At 70.3% G+C, this 22677-nt stretch carries 15 protein-coding genes; 11 read left to right on the top strand and 4 right to left on the bottom strand.

Annotated features, from left to right (window positions below):
- The first annotated feature begins 102 nt into the window (after window positions 1–102).
- The 6 genes from AC4BGB_RS16840 to AC4BGB_RS16815 all read left to right on the top strand — a co-directional run bounded on the left by AC4BGB_RS16840 (window position 103) and on the right by AC4BGB_RS16815 (window position 9734).
- On the top strand, window positions 103–2100 hold the full coding sequence (locus AC4BGB_RS16840; protein ID WP_490548061.1) for an alpha-1,4-glucan--maltose-1-phosphate maltosyltransferase: 1998 nt from the start codon (window positions 103–105) through the stop codon (window positions 2098–2100).
- Window positions 2097–3893, top strand: a complete 1797-nt coding sequence (treS, locus tag AC4BGB_RS16835; protein ID WP_490548059.1) for a maltose alpha-D-glucosyltransferase — start codon at window positions 2097–2099, stop codon at window positions 3891–3893. Before AC4BGB_RS16840 ends, treS begins: the two co-directional genes overlap by 4 nt.
- Entirely contained in the window at window positions 3890–5353 is a 1464-nt protein-coding gene (locus AC4BGB_RS16830) for a maltokinase N-terminal cap-like domain-containing protein (protein ID WP_490548058.1), read from the top strand. Before treS ends, AC4BGB_RS16830 begins: the two co-directional genes overlap by 4 nt.
- A complete protein-coding gene (glgB, locus tag AC4BGB_RS16825; RefSeq protein ID WP_490548056.1) occupies window positions 5350–7230 on the top strand; it encodes a 1,4-alpha-glucan branching protein GlgB in 1881 nt (626 codons plus the stop codon). Before AC4BGB_RS16830 ends, glgB begins: the two co-directional genes overlap by 4 nt.
- 8 nt (window positions 7231–7238) lie before the next feature.
- Entirely contained in the window at window positions 7239–8018 is a 780-nt protein-coding gene (locus tag AC4BGB_RS16820; RefSeq protein WP_490548055.1) for an NUDIX domain-containing protein, read from the top strand.
- A 591-nt stretch (window positions 8019–8609) separates the two neighbouring features.
- The gene (locus AC4BGB_RS16815) at window positions 8610–9734 is read left to right on the top strand and encodes a hypothetical protein (RefSeq protein WP_490548053.1); all 1125 of its coding nucleotides are present in this window, start codon (window positions 8610–8612) and stop codon (window positions 9732–9734) included.
- A gap of 607 nt (window positions 9735–10341) precedes the next feature.
- Here AC4BGB_RS16815 and AC4BGB_RS16810 read toward each other — a convergent pair.
- Together AC4BGB_RS16810 and AC4BGB_RS16805 are read right to left on the bottom strand one after the other, a co-directional pair.
- Window positions 10342–10719 carry a hypothetical protein gene (locus AC4BGB_RS16810; protein WP_490548052.1) on the bottom strand — a complete coding sequence of 126 codons (378 nt, stop codon included), beginning with the start codon at window positions 10717–10719 and terminating at the stop codon, window positions 10342–10344.
- Window positions 10720–10758: 39 nt separating this feature from the next.
- Window positions 10759–11568 (bottom strand): co-chaperone YbbN, encoded by an 810-nt coding sequence (locus AC4BGB_RS16805; protein ID WP_490548051.1) that lies wholly within the window; start codon window positions 11566–11568, stop codon window positions 10759–10761.
- Between the two features lie 206 nt (window positions 11569–11774).
- Between AC4BGB_RS16805 and AC4BGB_RS16800 the strand changes: the two genes are divergently transcribed.
- Window positions 11775–13796, top strand: a complete 2022-nt coding sequence (locus AC4BGB_RS16800; RefSeq protein ID WP_490548050.1) for an ATP-binding protein — start codon at window positions 11775–11777, stop codon at window positions 13794–13796.
- Window positions 13797–13817: 21 nt separating this feature from the next.
- Here the strand turns inward: AC4BGB_RS16800 and icmA are convergent, their stop codons facing one another.
- The gene (gene icmA, locus AC4BGB_RS16795) at window positions 13818–15530 is read right to left on the bottom strand and encodes a coenzyme B12-dependent isobutyryl-CoA mutase large subunit (protein ID WP_490548049.1); all 1713 of its coding nucleotides are present in this window, start codon (window positions 15528–15530) and stop codon (window positions 13818–13820) included.
- Window positions 15531–15582: 52 nt separating this feature from the next.
- Window positions 15583–16200, bottom strand: a complete 618-nt coding sequence (locus AC4BGB_RS16790; protein ID WP_490548048.1) for a TetR/AcrR family transcriptional regulator — start codon at window positions 16198–16200, stop codon at window positions 15583–15585.
- 60 nt (window positions 16201–16260) lie between these two features.
- Here AC4BGB_RS16790 and AC4BGB_RS16785 point away from each other — a divergent pair, with 60 nt between their 5' ends.
- The 4 genes from AC4BGB_RS16785 (at window position 16261) to AC4BGB_RS16770 (ending at window position 22564) form a co-directional block, all read left to right on the top strand.
- Window positions 16261–17514, top strand: a complete 1254-nt coding sequence (locus AC4BGB_RS16785; RefSeq protein WP_490548047.1) for an oxygenase MpaB family protein — start codon at window positions 16261–16263, stop codon at window positions 17512–17514.
- A gap of 84 nt (window positions 17515–17598) precedes the next feature.
- A complete protein-coding gene (locus tag AC4BGB_RS16780; RefSeq protein WP_490548046.1) occupies window positions 17599–19389 on the top strand; it encodes an acetyl/propionyl/methylcrotonyl-CoA carboxylase subunit alpha in 1791 nt (596 codons plus the stop codon).
- A 100-nt stretch (window positions 19390–19489) separates the two neighbouring features.
- Window positions 19490–22156, top strand: a complete 2667-nt coding sequence (locus AC4BGB_RS16775; RefSeq protein ID WP_490548459.1) for an FAD/NAD(P)-binding protein — start codon at window positions 19490–19492, stop codon at window positions 22154–22156.
- A 48-nt stretch (window positions 22157–22204) separates the two neighbouring features.
- Window positions 22205–22564, top strand: coding sequence for a hypothetical protein (locus tag AC4BGB_RS16770; RefSeq protein ID WP_490548045.1), 360 nt, complete (start codon window positions 22205–22207; stop codon window positions 22562–22564).
- The last annotated feature ends 113 nt before the right edge of the window (window positions 22565–22677 follow it).

Genomic DNA, 22677 nt, shown 5'->3' with positions numbered 1-22677 from the left:
ACGCTAACCCAACTCTTGGAACGATCAAACCGTGGGTTGCATCACGCCCATCCGCAATGGACCCGTTTGCGTCATCGGCCGGACTTCGTAAGTGTTGGGAGCATGGTCAACACCCGCATCGGGCGCATCCCGGTCATGGACGTCAAGCCCCTCGTCGAGTGCGGGCGCTACCCCGCGAAGGCCTCGGTGGGCGAGTACTTCGACGTCACGGCGCTGGTCTTCCGGGAGGGACACGACCAGCTCGGCGCCGAGGTCGTGCTCATCGACCCCGGCGGCGTACGCCGGCCTCCGCTGCGGATGCACGACGTCGGCGGCGACGAGGTGTCGCGGATGGCGGCCACCGTCTGCCCCGACGTCGAGGGCGCCTGGACCTTCGAGGTGCAGGCCTGGAGCGACCCGCTCGGGACCTGGCTGCACGACGCCGGCATCAAGATCCGCGCAGGCGTCGACGTGGAGCTGATGTTCACCGAGGGCGTGCTCCTGCTCCAGCGGGTGCTGAAGCAGAAGCTGGACAAGGCGGAGAGGTCGCTGGTCAAGGACGCCGTGAAGGGGCTCGGGGACACCAGCCGTCCGGCGGAGGCCCGGCTGGCGGTCGCGGAGTCACCGGCCCTGGCCCAGGTGTTCGCCGCGCACCCGCTGCGCGACCTGCTCACCACCGAGGGACCCTTCCCGTTCTTCGTCGACCGCGAGCGGGCCCTGTTCTCCAGCTGGTACGAGTTCTTCCCGCGCTCCGAGGGCGCCCACGTGGACAGCACTGGCGCCGTGGTGAGCGGCACCCTGCGCACCGCCGCGGAGCGGCTCCCGGCCGTCGCCGCGATGGGCTTCGACATCATCTACCTGCCGCCGATCCACCCGATCGGCGAGGTGAACCGCAAGGGACGCAACAACACCCTCACGCCCACCCCCGAGGACGTCGGCTCCCCGTGGGCGATCGGGAGCAGGCACGGCGGCCACGACGCGATCCACCCCGACCTCGGCACCATCGAGGACTTCGACGCGTTCGTGGAGCAGGCCCGTTCCGTCGGCCTCGAGGTCGCCCTCGACTTCGCCCTGCAGGCGGCGCCGGACCACCCGTGGGCGACCGAGCACCCGGAGTGGTTCACCACCCGCGCCGACGGGACCATCGCCTACGCGGAGAACCCGCCGAAGAAGTACCAGGACATCTACCCGATCAACTTCGACAACGACCCCGAGGGGATCTACGCGGAGGCCGAGCGCGTGCTGCGGCACTGGATGTCGCACGGCGTGCGCGTCTTCCGCGTGGACAACCCGCACACCAAGCCGGTGGCGTTCTGGGAATGGCTGCTGGGCCGCATCCGGGCCACCGACCCGGACGTTATCTTCCTCTCCGAGGCGTTCACCAAGCCGCCGATGATGCACGCGCTCGGGATGGTCGGGTTCCACCAGAGCTACACCTACTTCACCTGGCGCAACACCCGCCACGAGATCGCGTCGTACCTCGAGGAGGTCTCGCACGAGTCCTCGGCGTTCATGCGCCCGAACTTCTTCGTGAACACCCCCGACATCCTGCACGCCTACCTCCAGCACGGCGGTCCCCCGGCGTTCCGGATCCGCGCCGTGGTCGCGGCCACCGGGTCGCCGAGCTGGGGGGTGTACGCCGGGTTCGAGCTCTACGAGCACCTCGCCCTGCGCCCCGGCACCGAGGACTACCTGGACTCGGAGAAGTTCCAGATCAGGATCCGCGACTGGGAGGCCGCCGAGCGCGAGGGGAACACCCTCGCGCCGTACCTCACCCGGCTCAACGAGATCCGTCGCGCGCACCCGGCGCTGCAGCAGCTGCGCAACGTGACGATCCACTCCAGCGACGACGACGCGGTGCTGGTGTACAGCAAGCGGGTTTCGACAGGCTCCCCCAGCGGGCATGACACGGTGATCGTGGTGGTCAATCTCGACCCCCACGGACCACGCACCACGACGGTGCACCTGAACATGCCCGCACTCGGGCTGGACTGGGAGGACACCCTGAACGTGCACGACGAGATCAGCGGCCAGGACTGGCAGTGGGGCGCGCACAACTACGTCCACCTCGACCCCTTCGTGGAGCCCGCGCACGTGCTCTCGGTCAGGACGCCGGTGTGAGCGAGGTCTCCAGCGACGCGACCGAGAGCGGCGTACTCCCCAGCACCAGCGGTGGACCCACCGCGGCGCACTTCGAGCAGCCCGACTGGTTCAAGACGGCCGTGTTCTACGAGGTGCTGGTGCGGTCCTTCAAGGACTCCAACGGCGACGGCGTCGGCGACTTCCGCGGGCTGACCGAGAAGCTCGACTACCTGCACTGGCTCGGCGTGGACTGCCTGTGGGTGCCGCCGTTCTTCTCCTCGCCGCTGCGCGACGGCGGGTACGACGTCGCCGACTACACCAACATCCTCCCCGAGGCCGGGACCGTGGACGACTTCCACGAGTTCCTCGACGAGGCGCACAAGCGCGACATCCGCGTGATCATCGACTTCGTGATGAACCACACCAGCGACCAGCACCCGTGGTTCCAGGCCAGCCGCGAGGACCCCGACGGGCCCTTCGGCGACTTCTACGTGTGGTCCGACACCGACGAGCTCTACGAAGAGGCGCGGATCATCTTCGTCGACACCGAGCCCTCCAACTGGACCTGGGACCCGGTCCGCCAGCAGTACTACTGGCACCGGTTCTTCTCCCACCAGCCGGACCTCAACTTCGACAACCCCAAGGTGATGGAGGCGATGCTGGAGGCGATGAGCTTCTGGCTCGACATGGGCCTCGACGGCTTCCGGCTCGACGCCGTCCCCTACCTCTACGAGCGCCCGGGCACCAACGGCGAGAACCTGCCCGAGACCCACGAGGCGCTGCGCCAGGTGCGCCGCTACGTCGACGAGCACTACCCCGGGCGGGTGCTGCTCGCGGAGGCCAACCAGTGGCCCTCCGACGTCGTCGACTACTTCGGCGGCAAGCGCGACCCGGAGTCGGGCGAGTACCTCAGCGCCGGCGACGAGTGCCACATGTGCTTCCACTTCCCGGTGATGCCGCGCATCTTCATGGCCGTACGCCGGGAGAACCGGTTCCCGATCTCGGAGATCCTCGAGCAGACCCCCGCGATCCCCGACGGGTGCCAGTGGGGCATCTTCCTGCGCAACCACGACGAGCTGACCCTCGAGATGGTCACCGACGAGGACCGCGACTACATGTGGGACGAGTACGCCAAGGACCCGCGGATGAAGGCCAACATCGGCATCCGCCGGCGGCTGGCCCCCCTGCTCGACAACGACGTGAACCAGATGGAGCTGTTCACCGCGCTGCTGCTCTCCCTGCCCGGGTCCCCCGTCCTCTACTACGGGGACGAGATCGGGATGGGCGACAACATCTGGCTCGGCGACCGTGACGGCGTGCGCACCCCGATGCAGTGGACCCCGGACCGCAACGCGGGCTTCTCGGTCGCCACCCCGGGCCGGCTGCACCTGCCGGTGAACCAGGATCCCGTCTTCGGGTACCAGAGGGTCAATGTCGAGACCGAGCTGGACAACTCCTCCTCGCTGCTGCACTGGACACGGCGGATGATCCAGGCACGCAAGCAGCACCCCTGCTTCGGCCTGGGCGGGTTCACCGACCTCGGGGGGTCCAACCCCTCGGTGCTCTCCTACGTGCGGGAGTACACCGACGAGACGGGGTACACCGACACCGTGCTGTGCGTGAACAACCTGAGCCGGTTCCCCCAACCGGTCGAGCTCGACCTGCGGCGGTGGGAGGGCGTGCGGCCGGTGGAGCTCCTCGGCGGGGTGCGGTTCCCCGAGGTGGGCGAGCTGCCCTACCTGCTCACCCTCGGGGGCTACGGCTTCTACTGGATCCGGCTCCCGCAGGCCGAACCCCAGGCCGAGGCCCTCGGCGAAGGGAGCACCGCGTGACCCTGGACGACCACACCCCCACGACATCCACCACCCCGTCCCCGGGCACCGAACCGCTGGAGCAGGCCCTGGTCGACTTCATCGGCGAGGCCCGCTGGTTCGGCGGCAAGGGTCGCGCCTTCTCGGTCACCGACGTGCGCGTGGCCCAGCTGCGCGAAGGCGAGCCGCGGGTCAGCATCGCGCTGATCACGCTCTCCTTCGAGGACAGCTCCGCCGGCCCGGGACAGGTCGCGGAGACCGCGGTCTACCAGGTCCCGGTGTCGTCGTACACCGAGGCGCAGGAGCGGCTCGGGCACGCGTTCATCGCGATGGTGGAGGACCGCCACGTCTACGACGCGCTCCACGACCGCGCGGCCACCCACCTGTGGCTGGAGGCGTTCGCCGCCGCGGCCGCCACCGGCTCGGAGCAGCTGGGCCCCGAGGTGACGTTCCACCGCTGCGGCGAGCACGACCTGGACCTCACCGCCCACTCCACGCTGTTCCGCGGCGAGCAGAGCAACTCCTCGGTGGCCTACGGCGACGACTCCCTGATGAAGGTCTTCCGCCGGATGACGCCGGGGGTCAACCCTGACATCGAGATCCACGAGGCGCTGACCCGCAGCGGGACCCACAGCATCGCCGAGCTCTACGGCTGGGTGGAGCTCGAACCGGTCACCCCGGACGGCGAACGGCTCCAGCTCGCGATGCTCTCGCAGTTCCTGCGCACCGCCAGCGACGGCTGGGAGCTCGCCCTCGCCAGCGCTCGCAACCTGTTCGCCGAGGCCGACCTGCACGCCGACGAGGTGGGCGGGGACTTCGCCGGCGAGGCCCACCGCCTCGGCGTCACCGTCAGCGAGATCCACGAGCTCCTGCGCGATCAGTTCGGCACCGAGCCGCTCGACGCGGCCGCCACCGCCGAGGCCATGCGGCAGCGCCTGGCCGACGCGGTGGGCGTGGTCCCGGAGCTCGCCGGGCACAGCGAGACCCTGCACGAGGTGTTCGCCCACGTGGCCGACGCCTCCGGCGACGTGCAGCGCATCCACGGCGACCTCCACCTGGGCCAGACCCTGCGGACGTCGCTGGGCTGGAAGCTGGTCGACTTCGAGGGCGAGCCCGCCAAGCCGCTCGCCGAGCGACGGCTGCCGGACTCCGCCTGGCGCGACGTCGCGGGGATGCTGCGCTCCTTCGACTACGCCGCGAAGTCCGTGGCCAAGGACCTCTACTCCTCCGAGGACCCCGGCCCCCAGATCAGCTACCGCGCCAAGGAGTGGCTCGACCGCAACCGCACCGCGTTCCTCGAGGGGTACGTCGAGCGGCGGCTGGAGCGCGGCGAGCCCGGGCTCACCGACAGCGAGCGACTCCTCATCGACGCCTACGAGGCCGACAAGGCCGTCTACGAAGTCGTCTACGAGGCGCGCAACCGTCCCAGCTGGCTGGACATCCCCCTGCAGGCAATCGACCGGATCGGAGACCGTTCATGAGCGAGACCACGATCGGCGAGTTGGACGTCCACCTCATCAACGAGGGCCGCCACGAGCAGCTCTGGCAGGCGCTGGGCGCCCACGTGGTCCCCGGCGGGACCGTGTTCCGGGTCTGGGCACCCTCCGCGCTCGAGGTCCAGGTCCGCGGCGAGTTCAACGGCTGGGACGGCGGCAGCAACCCGCTGGTCCACGTCGGCACCTCCGGCGTCTGGGAGACCTTCGTCCCGGGCGTCGCGTCCGGCGACGGCTACAAGTTCCACATCCGCGGAGCCGACGGCGTGTGGCGCGACAAGGCCGACCCGATGGCCTACTACACCGAGGTCCCCCCGGCGACGGCGTCGCGCGTCTTCGAGAGCAAGCACGTGTGGACCGACGACGAGTGGATGGCCGTGCGCGCCGCCGAGTCACGTCCCGAGCAGCAGCCGATGTCGATCTACGAGGTGCACCTCGGCTCGTGGCGCAAGCGCGAGGGCGGCGAGCCGCTGAGCTACGACGACCTGGCCGAGCAGCTGACGGCGTACGTCGTGGAGATGGGCTTCACCCACGTCGAGATGCTGCCGGTGATGGAGCACCCCTTCGGCGGTTCGTGGGGCTACCAGGTCACGTCGTACTACGCCCCCTCGTCGCGCTTCGGCGACCCCGACGGCTTCCGCCGGCTGGTGCAGGCCCTGCACAACGCCGGGATCGGCGTGATCGTCGACTGGGTCCCCGCGCACTTCCCCAAGGACGAGTTCGCGCTCGCCCGCTTCGACGGGACCCCGCTCTACGAGGACCCGAACCCGAGCCGCGGCGAGCACCCCGACTGGGGCACCTACGTCTTCAACTTCGGGCGCAAGGAGGTCCGCAACTTCCTGGTCGCGAACGCGCTCTACTGGCTCGAGGAGTTCCACGTCGACGGCATCCGCGTCGACGCGGTGGCCTCGATGCTCTACCTCGACTACTCGCGCCAGCCCGGCGAGTGGGAGCCGAACATCCACGGCGGCCGGGAGAACCTCGAGGCCGAGCACTTCCTCAAGGAGCTCAACGGCACCGTCTACAAGCGGGTCCCCGGCGCGATCACCATCGCCGAGGAGTCGACCTCCTGGCCCGGCGTCACCCAGCCGACCTCGGCGGGCGGGCTGGGCTTCGGGTTCAAGTGGAACATGGGCTGGATGCACGACAGCCTCGACTACATCTCCCGCGACCCGGTCCACCGCGGCTACCACCACAACCAGCTCACGTTCAGCATGGTCTACGCGTTCTCCGAGCAGTACGTGCTGCCGATCAGCCACGACGAGGTCGTGCACGGCAAGGGGTCCCTGCTGCGGAAGATGCCCGGAGACCGGTGGCAGCAGCTGGCCAACGTGCGCGCGTTCCTGTCCTGGCAGTGGGCCCACCCGGGCAAGCAGCTGATCTTCATGGGCACCGAGTTCGCCCAGGACCAGGAGTGGGCCGAGCAGCGCTCGCTCGACTGGGGGCTGCTGGAGGACCCCGACCACAGCGGCGTGCAGCGCCTGGTGACCGACCTGAACAGCGTGTACGCCGGCTCGACGGCACTGTGGTCCCAGGACACCGCTCCCCAGGGCTTCCAGTGGATCGAGGCCGACGACGCCAGCCACAACACGGTGGCGTTCATCCGGTGGGGCTCGGACGGCAGCGCCCTGGTCTGCATCACCAACTTCTCCGCGATCCCCCACGAGGGCTACCTCCTCGGGCTGCCGTTCGCGGGTGAGTGGAGCGAGGTGATCAACACCGACGCCGAGATCTACGGCGGCTCCGGCGTGGGCAACCTCGGCACGGTCACCGCCCACGAGACCGCCCACGGCGGCCAGCCCGCATCCGCCCGGCTGCGGATTCCTCCCCTCGGCACGCTGTGGCTCAGCAGCCAGCGCCGTTGAGTCGCGCCGTGTCCGCCGAGCTGACCCCGATCGCTCCGGGCGTCGTACGCGTGTCCTGGACCGCAGACCTGCAGGCGAAGGGCCTGCGTGCGTCGGCCGACGAAGTACGCCGCGTCGTGGAGTCGGCGTTCAAGGGCGGCAGCACCCGCGTGGAGACCCACGTGGACCCCGACGACGAGGCGGCGCAGCGGGTGGCGACGTTCGCCGGCCTGATGCGCGAGGGCGTTGCCAGAGGCGTCTCGGACGAGTCCGACCGGATCGTCTACGCACGCCTGGCCGACGACACCCCGTTGGAGGACCCCAAGGGCTTCCGCTCGCTGCTGAACTCCTTCCTCCCCCGCAAGCGCGCGATCAGCCAGCTGTTGGTGCGCTCCACCGACGGTCGGGTGCTGCTGTGCCAGCTCACCTACAAGCGCGACTTCGACCTGCCCGGCGGCGTCGTCGAGGTCAGCGAGTCCCCCCAGCTCGCCGTGGAGCGCGAGGTCGAGGAGGAGCTCGGCCTGAAGGTCACCGCGGGCCGGCTGCTGCTCACCGACTGGCTGCCCCCGTGGGGCGGCTGGGACGACGCGCTCTGCCTGGTCTTCGACGGCGGCGAGCTGGACCCAGGCGTCGTTGACACCATCGTCCGCCAGGAGCGCGAGATCCGCTCCGTCGGCTTCTACACCCCGGCCGAGGTCCGCGAGAAGTGCGCCGACTTCACCTCCCGGCGAATAGACGCAGCCCTCCGCAACCTCTCCGACACCCCCGGCCCGGCGTACACAGAAAGCGGCCGCGGCCTCCCCACCTGAGCACGTCGCTGGGATGGTCGAGCAGCGAGCGGACAGTCGAGACGAGCGGGTAGTCGAGGCCACGCCGGGTGAGGCGAGAGCTAGAAGTACGCCGGGGGCGGGGTACGCCGGCGCGCGCGACAACTAGGTGGTCGAGCAGCGAGCGCCAGCGAGCGGACAGTCGAGACCACGTCGGGTGAGGCGGGAGCTAGAAGTACGCCGAGGGGCGGGCGTACGCCGGGGCGCGCGGCCCCTAGCCCGGGTGGAGAACACCGCACCGGGGTCAGCGCCGAGCAGGTCCGCACCTGGTGCGCCAACCCGGACACGGCGGTGACCGTGAAGCCGGTGATCGACCTCAACGACCACTCGGCGTGAACGCCTACGAGGTCCCCGACCGGTTGGACCCGGCCGGCGCGCAACTGCGACTCCGAGCATTGTGTGCCGCATGACCGGGGTGGGACCACGTGCAGTTGCAACATCGCAAGTTGCTAGTACGCCCACATTTACGCGTGCATCGTGCCTGCTGGCCGACGTGGGTATGGCTGGGCACTGGCCGGGAACACGAGCGCAGAGATCACCCCCGACATGGTCGGTTGAGACTAGGGTCCTCTCATGTCGCACGCTGATCGACTCGACTTCGGTGCAGGTTGCCTTGTTTTTGAGGTTGCCGAGTCTCATCGAGGGCGGGAATGGAAGTTCAATGAATGGCGAGACGAGGTTGTACGTGCCCTCGGGCAAATGGCCAACATCACTGCCATCGAGGTGGAATTCAGTTCGCGTATACCTTCGAAATACGAGACGTGGACCCCAGGCCTCGCGCCGGCGCAAGGATCTCCGCCGGAGTTGAAGCGATTCGAGCCATGCCCCACGGACACTTTTGTTAGGTTCGACATAGAGATCCCGAAAAGGATGCATTCGGATCTCCTCTGGGATGGTTTCGAGATCGAATGTGAGCGGTTCAGAGTCGAGACCTACTATGGCTATCACGGGCCGTCCACGATCGTGACTGCTCTCGACAAGTTAGATAGGTCTGCAAGCAGCATCGTTTTAGTGCGGGAGTTTCTGAAGCGAGAGTTTGCGAAGCACAGCGATCTGCTGACGATAACGAACCTTGGCCCCAGCCCTATGCACGTGCGGTGCTCGCTGGTGCCGGGGGCGGAAGGCCAGGCAAACTTCGGGGTTAAGGAACTCGGCAGGATCGGATACCGCCAGATCGAGTTCACCTTCCCGCCAGAAAAGTACGCCAATGCTTTGGAGGCTGCGCCAGAGCTCTACTGGCACCTCTATAAAGAACTGGGGCTTTTTTATTGGTTGGTCCGATGTCAACAGTTTGGGCACCGCGGGGAAAGGTATGTTGCTGCACGGGTAGCCCAAGTTGTGAGCGATCATAAGGAAGCCGGCATTAGGGCAGGCTTCCGTCGCGTCTTCAGGTCGGGGTCCAGCACGAGGCGTCTCGGATTGGATCTATTGGATTCGAAGGTCACTTACGCCTCACTTCACCACGCGGGTTCACGAAGCGTGGAGGACATCGAGCGCGAGAGCAATGTCTTGAGGGCCTTCAGCGATGAGTTGAAGGACTACGTCCTGGACGAGGACGGATCTGACATCGACACCTATCTCGAGGTAATCCGATTCTTGGAGGGCGGTCGCTCGAAAGAGTTCGAGGTAGCGGTGATTGGAGCGTCGACCCTCCTGGGAGGCGTCGCAGGCGCGGTCGCAGCGCTGATCGCCCGCTAGGGCGGTCCGCACTGCCTTAACTTGAAATAGCAACGTAACTCGGACGGGTGATCTGGGGCTGGTGGACCACATCTGAGCGGCGTCCCTATAGGTGCCGACATAGGGCTGCGGGGGAAGCGTCAAGGGCGCGAAGCGGCGTAGCGAACCCTTGACGCTGGCGGAGCGGCCCGGAGACTGCACCGACGGGGATGGCGCGGGGCCGTTGGCGAATCGCCAACGGTCCCCGTGCCTGTTTGTCCCCGTCGCCCCGCGAAGGGTGCGGACACGACGTTGGGGCCCGGGACGTTCTTGTGGACGAGTCCGCATGGGCTTCAGTTCTTGCGGGATCAGCACGGGACGGTTGATGCCACCGCGGACCGGCCGCCGCCACAGCCAGACGCACCACCGCACTTCTACTGACTCAGCCCCTCTGCGCGGCGTGGGTCTGCCTGCTGCCTCGCCTGAGTGGTCTCGACTATCCGCTCGCTGCTCGACCACCTAGTGGTTGCGCCGGCGTACGCGAGGCTCGACCACCTAGTGGTTGGGCCGCCGTACGCGCTGCTCGACCACCTTGGGGTGGCGTGCCCCGGCGTACGCCTGGGACCACCGTGTGGTCGCGTGCCTGCGGTCAGTCGTCATCGGGGGGGTCGGTGGGGCGGGGGGCGATGGTGCGCCAGCCGGTGCGCAGGACCTTCTGGAGCATCTGGGCGTTGATCCAGGCGGTTGCGGTCCAGACCAGGACCCAGACGATGCCTGCCGGCCAGGAGAGGTCGCCGGGGTCGGCGCCGGAGGCGAAGCCGACCGCCAGGCTCGCGTAGAAGGCGACCCACAGCGCGAGGAGGCTCAGCGGGAGCGCGAGTACGACGAGCGCGAAGTACCACGCCTCGGAGCCCTCCACGAGGGCCATCAGGGAGACCGCGCCGACCGTCGTCACGTAGAGCTGCCCGATGCCGGAGAGCGGCGTCGTGGCGAGCGTGGCGGCGGACCCGTCATCCATGGTGAACATCGTGGCACGCTGAGCCAGTGCGTGGGCGGCCAGAAGCCCTCAGAAGAGCGCGGAGGCGAGGTCCCGGCGGGCCCGGATCACCCTCGGGTCGTCGTTGCCGACGGCGCCGAACAGCCCGATCAGATGCGTACGCGCGGCATCGCGCTCGGCGCCGGACGAACGACCCACCAGCGCGACCAGGCGGGCGAACGCGTCCTCCACGTGCCCGCCGAGCAGGTCGAGGTCGGCCACGAGCGTCTGGGCGTCGACGTCGTCCGGGTTCGCCGCGGCGGCGGCGCGGGCCTTGTTGAGGTCCACCCCCTCGGTGCGCTGGAGCACCTTGGCCATCGCCAGGCCGGCTGCGGCCTCGGTGTCGGCCGGGTTGGCGTCGACCAGCTTCTGGTACTCCGCCACCGCACCCACGATGTCGCCGCGCTCGAGAGCGTCCTGGGCCGGGAAGTAGCGGGGGTCGAGCTGCTCCTCCCCCGTCTCCTCGTCGATCGTCCCGGTGCCGCTGCGCGGCTGGTGGCGACCGGTGACCCCGCTGGCGGTCAGCTGCTGGAGGACCGAGGTGAGGGCCTGCCGGAGGTCCTCGAGGGGAGCCGAGTTCTGCAGCAGGGGCACGGGTCGGCCCTGCGCCACCAGCACCACCAGGGGCACCGAGGGGATCTGCATCGCCTGGGCGATCTGCGGGGAGGCGTCGATGTCCACGCGACCCAGCAGGAAGCGCCCCTCGAACTCCGTGGAGAGGGTCTGGATCGACTCGGCGAGCTGCACGCTCTCCGGCGACCGGGAGGGGCTCTCGAAGGAGAGCAGGACCGGCGCGGTCCGCGACGACTCGAGCACCTCCTGGAAGTTCTGCTCGTTCACCCGTACGGCGTACGCGTGGCTCTGCGGGACGGATCCGGAGGCGTCCTGGGCAGATCCCTGCAAACCAGACAAATCAATCGCACCGGGGCGGGAAAAGGGCTGCTGGGTCATATCTCCATCGTCTCAACTGGTCGCTTGCGCTGTGCGGGGTCTCGTGAGGTGACGATACTGAACCCGTGGGAGAGGCAGAACGGCCTGGGTCGGTCGTGCCCGCCTCCCTGCGCACTGCCCTGTGGGTGACGGCGTTCACGCTGGCCAGCCTGCTGGGCCGCGCCGTCGTCGTCGGCCCGGAGCAGATCGGGCTGGTGTGGCCCGCAGCGGGCGTGGCCGTCGTCTGGCTGGCCAGCAGCAACCGGCGCCTGCTACCGATCGACGTCGCACTGATGTCGGCCGCCACGATGTTCAGCCTCGCGGTGACCGAGGGCGGCGTCATCCGCTCCGTCCTCTCGCTCTCGGTCGTCTTCCAGACCCTGGTGGCGCTGTGGCTGCTGCGCCGACTGGTTCCCGGCATCTGGGGGACGGGCGGGCGCGTCCCGCTGACGCGCCTGGACCAGTTCGGCCGGGTCCTGGTGGCGATCACCGCCGCCGCCCTGCTCACGGCCGTGCTCCGCTCCGCCGTGAGCTCGCTGGTGCTGTCCACCGAGAGCCTGGACCTCCTGGTCGGCAGGTTCGGGCGGCAGGCCTCGGCGATGGCCACCATCGGCGTCGCCGGCCTCCTCCTCGGCGGCTGGATCACCGAGCGACGCGACCGGGGCCTCCCCCTGGTCGAACCCACTCCGCGGTCCTCCCTCGCCCACCTGCTGGGCATCGAGTCCGTGGCCGCCCTGATCTTCGTCGGGTTCTGGCTGACCCCGGAGATCCCGACCACCTACGTCCTCAGCCTCACCGTCGTCTGGGCGGCGCTGCGCTTCAGCCCCCTGGTGACCGCCCTGCACTGCCTGGTCGTCGGCGTGACCACCGTGTTCATGACCATCAATGGCTTCGGGCCGATCGCGAACGTGGGCGACCCCACGACGCGCGCCCTGATGGCCCAGCTGTTCGTGGTCGCCCTGATGGTCACCGGGCTCACGATCGCCCTGATCCGTCGCCAGCTCACCGAGTCGATCACCCGACTGGAGACCTCCGAGGCGGCCCTCGCGCTGCGGGCCGACGAGCTCGACCTGGTGATGTCCCACCTCGACGACGGCGTGGCGATCATCGAGGAGGGCGGGCGGGTGCTGCACACGAACCCCGCCATGCGTACGTCGTTCGGCTCCGCCCCCGACCAGCCGATGGACCACGTGGACGCGGAGTCCCGGCGCGCAGGCCAGACGTACTACGCCGACGGCCGCCTGGTCCCGGAGGCGGAGAAACCCCACTCCCGGGCGCTGGCAGGCGAGTCGGTGGACGGGGAGGAGTACCGCCACGTGAGCCCCCATGGAACGGTCAGGTGGCTGCAGATCTCGGCGTCCCCGGTCCCCCACGCCCCAGGCACTCCACGGCGGGCGATGGTGGTGGTCCGCGACATCACCTCGGTCACCACGCACCGGGAGTCCCTGATCTCGTTCGCCGGCACGGTCGCCCACGACCTCAGCAACCCGCTCAACGTGATCGACGGCTGGGCCGAGCTCCTGGAGGAGGACTTCTCGGCGGGCGACACCCCCCTCGCCGTCCGGTCGGCGCCGATGGTGCAGCACATCCGCGCCAGCGCGGCCCAGGCGCGAAGCCTGATCCGGGACCTGCTCGCCCACACGGTCGCCCGCGACCAGGCCCTGGACTGCGAGCCGATCTCGCTGTCCGTCCTGGTCGAGCACCTCGCCGCCACCCGTGACCAGCCCGGCAACGGCGGCGAGATCGTGGTCGGCGACATGGTGGACGTCTGGGCCGACCGGCTGCTGCTGAGCCAGGTCCTGGACAACCTGATCGGCAACGCGTTCAAGTACGTCGCACCCGGGACCGTGCCGCGGGTGTTCATCGAGGCCTGCCGGATCGACAGCGGCTGGGCGCGGGTCACCGTGCGCGACAACGGGATCGGGATCCCGCCCGCGCAGCGCGAGCGCATCTTCGACCGGTTCCACCGGGCCCCCACCGACGGCTACCAGGGCACCGGTCTCGGGCTGGCGATCTGCAAGCGCATCGTGCTGCGCCACGGCGGCAGCATCTCGGTCAGCGCGAACCCGGACGGCGTCGGCAGCTGCTTCGAGCTGACCCTGCCGATCACCGCCCAGGCGCTGCAGAGCGCCACCTGAGCGATCCCCCCAGCCCCTGGCTCAGAAGCGCGCGGGCTCCCGGTACTCGCCCCACTCGCGGCGCAGCGCGTCACAGATCTCGCCGAGCGTCGCCTCGGCGCGGCACGCCTCCAGCATCGCGGGGATCATGTTGCGGTCCTCGCGGGCGGCGGTGAGCATCTCCTCGAGCGCCGCGGTGATCGCGGCCTGGTCGCGACCGGTCCTGCGCTCGGCGAGGATGCGCACCTGCTCGGTCTCCACCTCGTGGGAGACCCGCATGATCTCGAGGTCGCTGGTCACCGACTCGGGGAGCACGTTGACCCCGACGACCTTCTTCTCCTTCTTCTCCAGCGCGATCTGGTAGGCGAAGGCGGCCTCGGCGATCTCGGCCATGAACCAGCCGTCCTCGATCCCGCGCAGCAGGCCCTGGGTCACCGGGTCGCCACCGTTGCGAGCCGACTCGGCGAGCGCCTCGGTCTGGTCGTGGCGCAGGCTGGAGCCGCCCATCTCCAGGATCTTGTCGAAGATGGCGTTGGCCTCGGCCTCGATCTTGTCGGTGAGCGCCTCGACGAAGTACGACCCGCCCAGCGGGTCCGCCACGTTGACCACGCCGGTCTCCTCCATGATCACCTGCTGGGTGCGCAGCGCGATCTCGGCGGCCTGCTCGCTGGGCAGTGCCAGCGTCTCGTCGAGGGCGTTGGTGTGCAGCGAGTTGGTGCCGCCCAGCACGGCAGCCAGCGCCTGGATGCCGGTGCGCACGACGTTGTTGTAGGGCTGCTGCGCGGTCAGCGAGACCCCCGCGGTCTGCGTGTGGAACCGCATCCACTGCGCCTTCTCGGTCTTGGCGCCGTAGACGTCACGGACCCAGCGGGCCCAGATCCGGCGGGCCGCCCGGAACTTCGCGATCTCCTCGAAGAAGTCGAGGTGGCTGTCGAAGAAGAAGCTCAGCCCGGGGGCGAACTCGTCGATGTCCAGGCCGCGCGAGAGGCCGAGCTCGATGTAGCCGAAACCGTCGGCCAGGGTGAAGGCGAGCTCCTGCGCAGCCGTGGAGCCGGCCTCACGGATGTGGTAGCCCGAGACGCTGAGCGGCTTGTACGCCGGGATGTTCGTCCCGCAGTACTCCATCAGGTCGCCGATCAGCTTCAGGTGCGGCTCGGGCGCGAACAGCCACTCCTTCTGGGCGATGTACTCCTTGAAGATGTCGGTCTGCAGGGTGCCGTTCAGCTTGGTGGTGTCGGCGCCCTGGCGCTCGGCGGCGACGAGGTACATGCAGAACACCGGCACGGCGGGCCCGCTGATCGTCATCGAGGTGGTGACCTCGTCGAGCTTGATGCCGTCGAAGAGCACGTCCATGTCGGTGGCGGAGTCGATCGCCACGCCGCAGTGCCCGACCTCGCCGAGGCTGCGCGGGTCGTCGGAGTCGCGGCCCATCAGCGTGGGCATGTCGAAGGCCACCGAGAGGCCGCCGCCGCCGCGGCCGAGGATCATCTTGTAGCGCTCGTTGGTCTGCTGGGCGTTGCCGAAGCCGGCGAACTGGCGGATCGTCCAGGTGCGGCCGCGGTAGCCGGTCGCGTAGAGGCCGCGCGTGTAGGGGAACTCCCCGGGCCACTCGGACTCGTCGGTGCCGTACGCCGGCTCGACCTCCACCTGCGACAAGGTGGTGAAGTCGGCGTCGCGGACCTTCCCACCGCTCAGGGCGGCGTCGTAGCGCTGCTGCCAGCGCTGGCGGGCGTTCGGAGTGGCGGAGGAGTCCATGAGGGGATCGTAGGTCCCACGGGTGCGCGCGGACCACAGCGTGACGAACGCCTCAGTGGTCGAGTCCGATCAGCAGCATGTCGGCGACCAGGCGGAGCAGGTGGTCCCGGTCGAGGTGCTCGGGCCGCTCCAGCGCGATCCGCAGGCACGCGTTCAGGGTCACGCCCATGGCGAGGTAGAGCCGGGCGTCGAGCTCCTCGCGCGGCAGCCCCGGCTGGTGCCGCAGCACGAACAGCCGGGTGAACTCGGTCAGCTGGCGCTCGATCTCCGGCAGCGTGTTGGCCTGGGAGCCCAGCGGCACCTCGTCGATCAGCGCCACCAGCAGCGCCCGGTGACGCTCCAGCCCGGCGACCAGGGTCTCCAGCACCCGCTCGATGCCTTCCCGGGGACCTGCGTCCAGGGAGTCCAGGATCGCGGTGGTCAGGCTGCTCAGGATCTCCTGGTTGACCCGCTCGCGCAGCTGCTCGACCAGCTCGGTCTTGTCGGCGAAGTATCGGTAGAGCGACCCGATGCTCACGTCCGCCTCCGCGGCCACGCGGTTGGTGGACATCGCGGCGTACCCCTCGCTGGCCAGAACCCGAGCAGCGGCCTCCAGGATCCGGTCGATCATCTCCTGGGAGCGGCGCTGGAGAGGTCGTCTGCGCAGGTGGGCACCCTGGCCGGCACTCATGGTGTCCGCTGGGCAGAACGCGAGTAGAAGTCGAGCATTTGCTCACTTTAGGGTCGAGGCATGTCCTCGACAACCCCGGCACACCTGTCCCCCGGCCGCTTCGTCGACCTGCCGACCCCGACCCGTTGGCGCTCCTCGCCCGAGTGGTCGGACCGGGTAGCTGCTCCGCTGAAGCTGGTCGCCGGGCCCGGTGCGGTGCCCGGACCCGAGGAGACGGCCCGGCTGAAGCGGGGGCTGCTCGAGCGCGACGACGTCGGGGACACGTTCGTGCGCGCGGTGCGCGAGGACCGCACTGCGACGATGAAGCAGTTCCGGCAGGCGCTGCACCACGGCGTGGACTCGGTGCCCGACGCACCGGCGCCGCTGCGCGCGCTGTTCGACGCGGTCGAGACCCGGCCCGACTGGGTCGACGACGAGCTGCTCGAGCGCGGGGCCCGGTTCACCCGGCGGTTGGGCTGGGACGCCAACGACATCCTGGGCTTCGGCTCCCTGCTCGGCGGCTACCGCAGCGCCGCCGCCCTGGAGCCGCTGGTCCGCTCCGGGCGGCTCTCCAGCGAGACCACGCTGCAGCGCGTCGGCGAGACCGGCGCCTGGTGGCTCGCGGTGACCACGCCCGGCGGCCTCGCCCGCACAGAGCCCGGCTGGCAGCTGACCGTGCACGTCCGGGTGATGCACGCCTTCGTCAACTACCAGCTCGAGCGGGCCGAGGACTGGGAGTGGGACCTGCGCGGGGTGCCGATCAACGCCTACGACCAGGCCAGCACGCTGGGCACCTTCTCCACCTCCTACCTGCTGCACGCACGCCTGCTCGGCATCCGGGTCCCGCGCCGCGACTCGGAGGCGGTGATGCACCTGTGGTCCTACATCGGGTGGCTGATGGGGGTGCCGGACGAGTGGCTGCCGCGCACCGAGCGCAAGGGCCGCACCGTGCTCTACCGGATGCTCTCGGCCGATCCCGGCCCCGACCGGAGCAGCCGCGAGCTGGCCGCCGCGCTGATGAGCGCGCCCGAGCACTACCCCGACATCCCCCGCTGGCGGCGCACCTACGAGCGCGAGCGCGGCCTGAGCGCCTCGTCGGTGCTGGTCGGCCCCTCGGGGATGAAGGAGCTCGGCCTCCCGGTCCGGCCGCCGTGGTACCCGGCGTACCGGATCGCCGCGAACCTCTTCTGGACCCACCTGGTCGGCCGGCTGCCCGGCGGCAGCCAGGCGCTGGACCGCCGCGCCGCGCGCGCCCTGGTCCGTCACGACCGGCTCCTGTACGGCGACAAGCGCCCCGGAATCGGCGTCGCGGACCCCTCCGTCGGCAACAGTTGACGCCCAGAAGCCGGGACCCGTCGAGGCGCACCGAGGTGGCGCAGTAGTCTCCGGATGGATCACCGGAGCCCAACGAGGAGAGTCGTGCCAGACGTCAAGCCGCTGCAGAAGGTGCTGATCGCCAACCGTGGCGAGATCGCAGTCCGTGTCATCCGCGCATGCAAGGACGCCGGCATCGGCAGCGTGGCGGTGTACGCCGAGCCCGACCGCGACGCCTTGTTCGTGCGCCTCGCCGACGAGGCCCACTCCCTCGAGGGCGCCACCCCGGCGGACTCCTACCTCGACATCGCCAAGATCGTCGCCGTCGCGGAGAAGTCCGGCGCCGACTCCGTGCACCCCGGCTACGGATTCCTCGCCGAGAACGCCGACTTCGCCCAGGCCGTGATCGACGCCGGCCTCGTCTGGATCGGCCCCACCCCGGCCGCCATCGACGCCCTCGGCGACAAGGCGAAGGCCAAGCACATCGCGGAACGGGCCAAGGCTCCCCTGGCCCCCGGCACCAAGGACCCCGTCAAGGACGCGGACGAGATCATCGCGTTCGCCGAGGAGAACGGCCTGCCGGTGGCGATCAAGGCCGTCTACGGCGGCGGTGGCCGCGGTCTCAAGGTGGCCCGCACGATCGAGGAGATCCCGGACGCCTTCGAGGCGGCCGTGCGCGAGGCCGTCGGCGCCTTCGGCCGCGGTGAGTGCCTGGTCGAGAAGTTCCTCGACAAGCCGCGCCACGTGGAGACCCAGTGCCTCGCCGACAAGCACGGCAACGTCGTGGTGGTCTCCACCCGCGACTGCTCGCTGCAGCGCCGCAACCAGAAGCTCGTCGAGGAGGCCCCCGCGCCGTTCCTCACCGACGCCCAGCTCACCGAGCTCTACGAGAGCTCCAAGGCGATCCTGCGCGAGGCGGAGTACGTCGGCGCCGGCACCTGCGAGTTCCTCGTCGCCGCCGACGGCACCATCTCCTTCCTCGAGGTGAACACCCGCCTCCAGGTCGAGCACTGCGTCTCCGAGGAGGTCACCGGCATCGACCTCGTCCGCGAGATGTTCCGGATCGCCGCCGGCGAGGAGCTCGGCTACGACGACCCGGAGATCCGCGGCCACTCCATCGAGTTCCGGATCAACGCCGAGGACGGCGGGGCCAACTTCATGCCCGCTCCCGGAACGCTGACCAAGTGGTCGCCCCCCGCCGGACCCGGCGTCCGCGTCGACGGCGGCTACGAGGAGGGCGAGACCATCCCCGGTGCCTTCGACTCCCTGATCGCGAAGCTGATCGTCACCGGCCGCGACCGCACCCAGGCACTCGAGCGGTCCCGCCGCGCGCTGGCCGAGTTCGGCGTCGACGGGATGCCGACCGTGATCCCCTTCCACGCGGCCGTGGTCTCCGACCCCGCCTTCATCGGCACGCCGGTCGAGGCGCCCGAGGACTTCAGCATCTACACGCAGTGGATCGAGACCGACTTCGACAACCAGATCACCCCGTACGCCGGCGACTCGGCCGAGGCGCCTGAGCCCGACGAGCGCAACAAGGTGACCGTCGAGGTCGGCGGGCGCCGCCTCGAGGTGGTCCTCCCGGCCGGGCTCGCCAGCATGGGCGGGGGCGGCGGCAACGGCAACAAGAAGCCGAAGCGCGCGGGCGGCAAGAAGGCCGGCGCCGCCGTGTCCGGCGACTCCGTGACCTCCCCGATGCAGGGCACCATCGTCAAGGTCGCCGTCGAGGAGGGCGCGACCGTGGCCGAGGGCGACGTGATCGTGGTGCTCGAGGCGATGAAGATGGAGCAGCCGCTGAAGGCCCACAAGGCCGGGGTCGTGTCCGGCCTCACGGCCGAGGTGGGCTCGGGCGTCACCAACGGCGAGGTCGTCTGCGAGATCAAGGACGCCGAGTAGCCGATCGAGTGTGACCCACCCGTCGGGCGTGGATGGTGGCCCCGGACGAATTGTTTGGTAAGTTAATGCACCAGATTACTAGACTTTACGGGTGGTGCACATGCACGAAGCTGCGCGGGGCGAAGGCGACTGCTGCGTGGTGGTGGTCGGGGCCGGTGCTGCCGGCACCCTGACCGCCTCCCACCTCCTCACCAGCCTGTCGCAGCGCTACCAGGTCGTCCTGGTGGACCCCTCCCCCACGACGGGTCGCGGGGCGGCGTACTCCACCGGCGACGACCGGCACCTGCTCAACGTCCCCGCCAGCGGGATGAGCGCGTTCCCGCGCGACCCCGAGCACTTCTTCCGCTGGGTGCGCAACCACCACGACCCCGGCGCCCAGCCGCAGGACTTCGTCCCGCGCCGGGTGTACGGCGACTACGTGGCCGGCCTGCTGAGCACGGCGGCGGAGTACCCCGGCAACGCCCGCCTGGACCGGCGTACCGACTCCGTGACCGGGCTGGACCGCCGCGGCAACGCGTTCGTGGTCCGGCTGGCCTCAGGCCAGTCGGTCGTCGCGCGCGCCGTCGTGCTCGCCACCGGCGCCACCCCGGGCACCGACTGGGCACCCGCGCAGCTGCGCGACAGCGAGCTGCTGGCCGATGACCCGTGGACCCAGGAACTGCCCGAGGGCGACCTGCTGCTGGTCGGGACCGGGCTGACCATGGTCGACGTCGCCATCGCCGCCGATGCGCCGGGGCGCACGCTGCACACCGTCTCGCGCCGCGACCGGCTGCCGGCCGTGCACCGGATGCCGACCACCCCGGCGGTGCCCCCGCCTCCCGGGATCACCCGGATCGGCTCGCTCGCCGAGCTGCGCGAGGTGGTCCGCGACCACGTGGAGCGCACCGTGGAGGAGACCGGCGACTGGCGCGCGGCCCTCGACGGCCTGCGACCGGTCACCGCCCAGCTGTGGCAGGGGCTCGACGAGGAGGACAAGCGCACCTTCACCGCGCGCGACGCCCGCGAGTGGGACGTACGCCGGCACCGGATGCCCCCCGTGACCGCCGGCCGGCTCGGTGCGATCGCCGCGTCCGGGCGCCTGGTCCGGCACGCCGGAACCGTGACCGACGCCCGCCCCACGAAGTCCGGGGTCGAGGTGACCCTCAGCGACGGCCAGCGGCTCGAGGTCGCCGGGGTCGTCAACTGCACCGGTCCGGTCGGCACGGTCGCCAAGGACCCGCTGCTGGTCACCCTGGCCCGCGACGGCCTCGTCCGGCCCGGGCCCTCGGGCCTGGGCATCGACACCGCCGACGACGGCCGCATCCTCGGTGTGCTTCCTCCCAGCGTGCCGTTTCACGCCCTGGGCACCCTGCGCCGCGGCAACCTGTGGGAGACCACGGCGATGCCCGAGATCCGCGAGCAGGCCTACGAGGTCGCCCGTGCGGTCGTGCGTGCACTGCAGGGCGAGACCAGCCGGCGGCCCGTCGACACCTACGGGCTCACGCTCACGACCGAAGGCGCGGCGGCCGAGGCGTACAACGACGCGCTCGGGCGGCTGCTCCGCCTCCAGGACGGCGTCGAAGCGGGCCTGGAGGCCGCCGTGGCGCTGGACCCGGGCTTCGCCCACGCCCACGCGGCCCTGGCGTTGCTGGGTCACGAGTGGGGCGCGACCGGCTCCTGGCGCGCCTCGCTGCGGGCCGCCCACGTCGCCGCGGCCGACCGTGACCTCGACGACCGCGAGGTCAGCTTCCTCGACGCCGTCACCGTGCGGCTGCGCTCCGACGAGCCCACCGGCGCCGCCGCACTGCTGCGGCACATCCGGCTCTTCCCCCGCGACGCCCTCGCGGTGAGCGTCGTGGTCCCGACGGTCGCGTTCGGCGGCCTCACCTCGGGTCCCCAGACGGCCGCGCTCGTGGAGGGTCTCGGGCGCAGCTACGGCGACGACTGGTGGTACGCCGGGCAGCTCGCGTTCGTGCGCCAGGACCAGGAGCGATGGGCCGAGGCGGAGGCGCTGGCGTCGTACGCCCTGTCGGTGGAGCCGGCCTCCGGCCACGCCGCGCACGCGCAGGCCCACGTGTTCTACGAGACCGGCCGGCACACCGAGGGACTGGCCTGGCTCGACGAGTGGATCCGCACCCGCGGGCCCGAGGCCAACCACCGCTCGCACTTCTCCTGGCACGCAGCACTACACGAGCTGGCGCAGGGCGACCTGGAGGCAGTGCGCCGTCGCTACGAGCGCGAGCTCTCCCCGCCCCAGGTCACCGGCTCCCGGGCCCTGGTCGACAGCGGCTCGCTGCTGTGGCGCTGCCAGGTCACCGACTCGTGGCAGGGCTTGCTGCCCGGCGCCGCGGTGTGCGAGGCCGCTCCGGACGGCTGGCTGATCAGCCCTCCGACCGCGTTCGCCGCGCTGCACTCCGCGCTCAGCCTCGCCTCCGCTCGGGACCAGGTCGGCCTGGCCGCCCTGCGGACCACCTCGCTCGCGCACGCCGACGCCACCTTCCGTGAGGTCGTCGCCCCCGTGTGCCGCGCACTGCAGGCGATGGTCGAGGGCGACCACGGCTCCGCGGTCGTGCATCTCGAGGCGGTCCTCCCCCGCGCCGAGGCGCTCGGCGGGAGTGCGGCCCAGCGCGACGTCCTGGAGGACACGCTGATCCACGCCCTCGTGGCCTCCGGCCAGGCCGAGCGGGCGGCAGCGGTGCTGGACCGGCGCCTGAGCCGTCGCCCGTCACCCCTGGACGTGCGCCGCCGTACCGCCCTCGCGACCGACGTCACGAGGACCCGGGGCTAGTTCTCCGGGTTCGGGACAGGGGGGCACCACCTGCCCCACGATGGTGGCGTGCCCGACGACGACCAGCTGCCGTTCGCCCTGAACGACCACGACGTGCCACTGCACGTCGGCAACTTCTTCTACTACGTGCGGGCTGTGCGTCGCGGCGAGACGTTCACCGGTGGCCCCAGCAGCCGGGAGGAGCTGCTGGTCCTGGTGCCGCTGTACCTGGTCTTCGGCAGGCTCATCGAGCGGTGGCAGGAGCGGCAGCCCTGGAAGGTCGGCGTGGTCCGGGTCGAGGGCGACCGGTGGGGTCCGACCGGATCCGTCAAGGTCGTCCACAAGGAGCCGGGGACCGGCTTGGAGGTCCCGACCGCCCGCATCGCTGAGCTCGCCGCGCTGGTTCGCGCCGGGGAGTTCGCGGGCTGATTCGCGCGCTCGCTGGCGTGGGTCTCGGGTGGGGACGCATGGCCAGGGCGTCGTTTCGTGACTTCCGACAGGAGCCGCGAGATAGTTCTCCACAACCTCGAACAGGTGCTCGA

Source organism: Nocardioides sp. Z30_9 (genome assembly GCF_058215735.1).
Note: the sequence above shows the minus strand (reverse complement) of the source record. Positions and strands in the feature narration are given on the sequence as shown.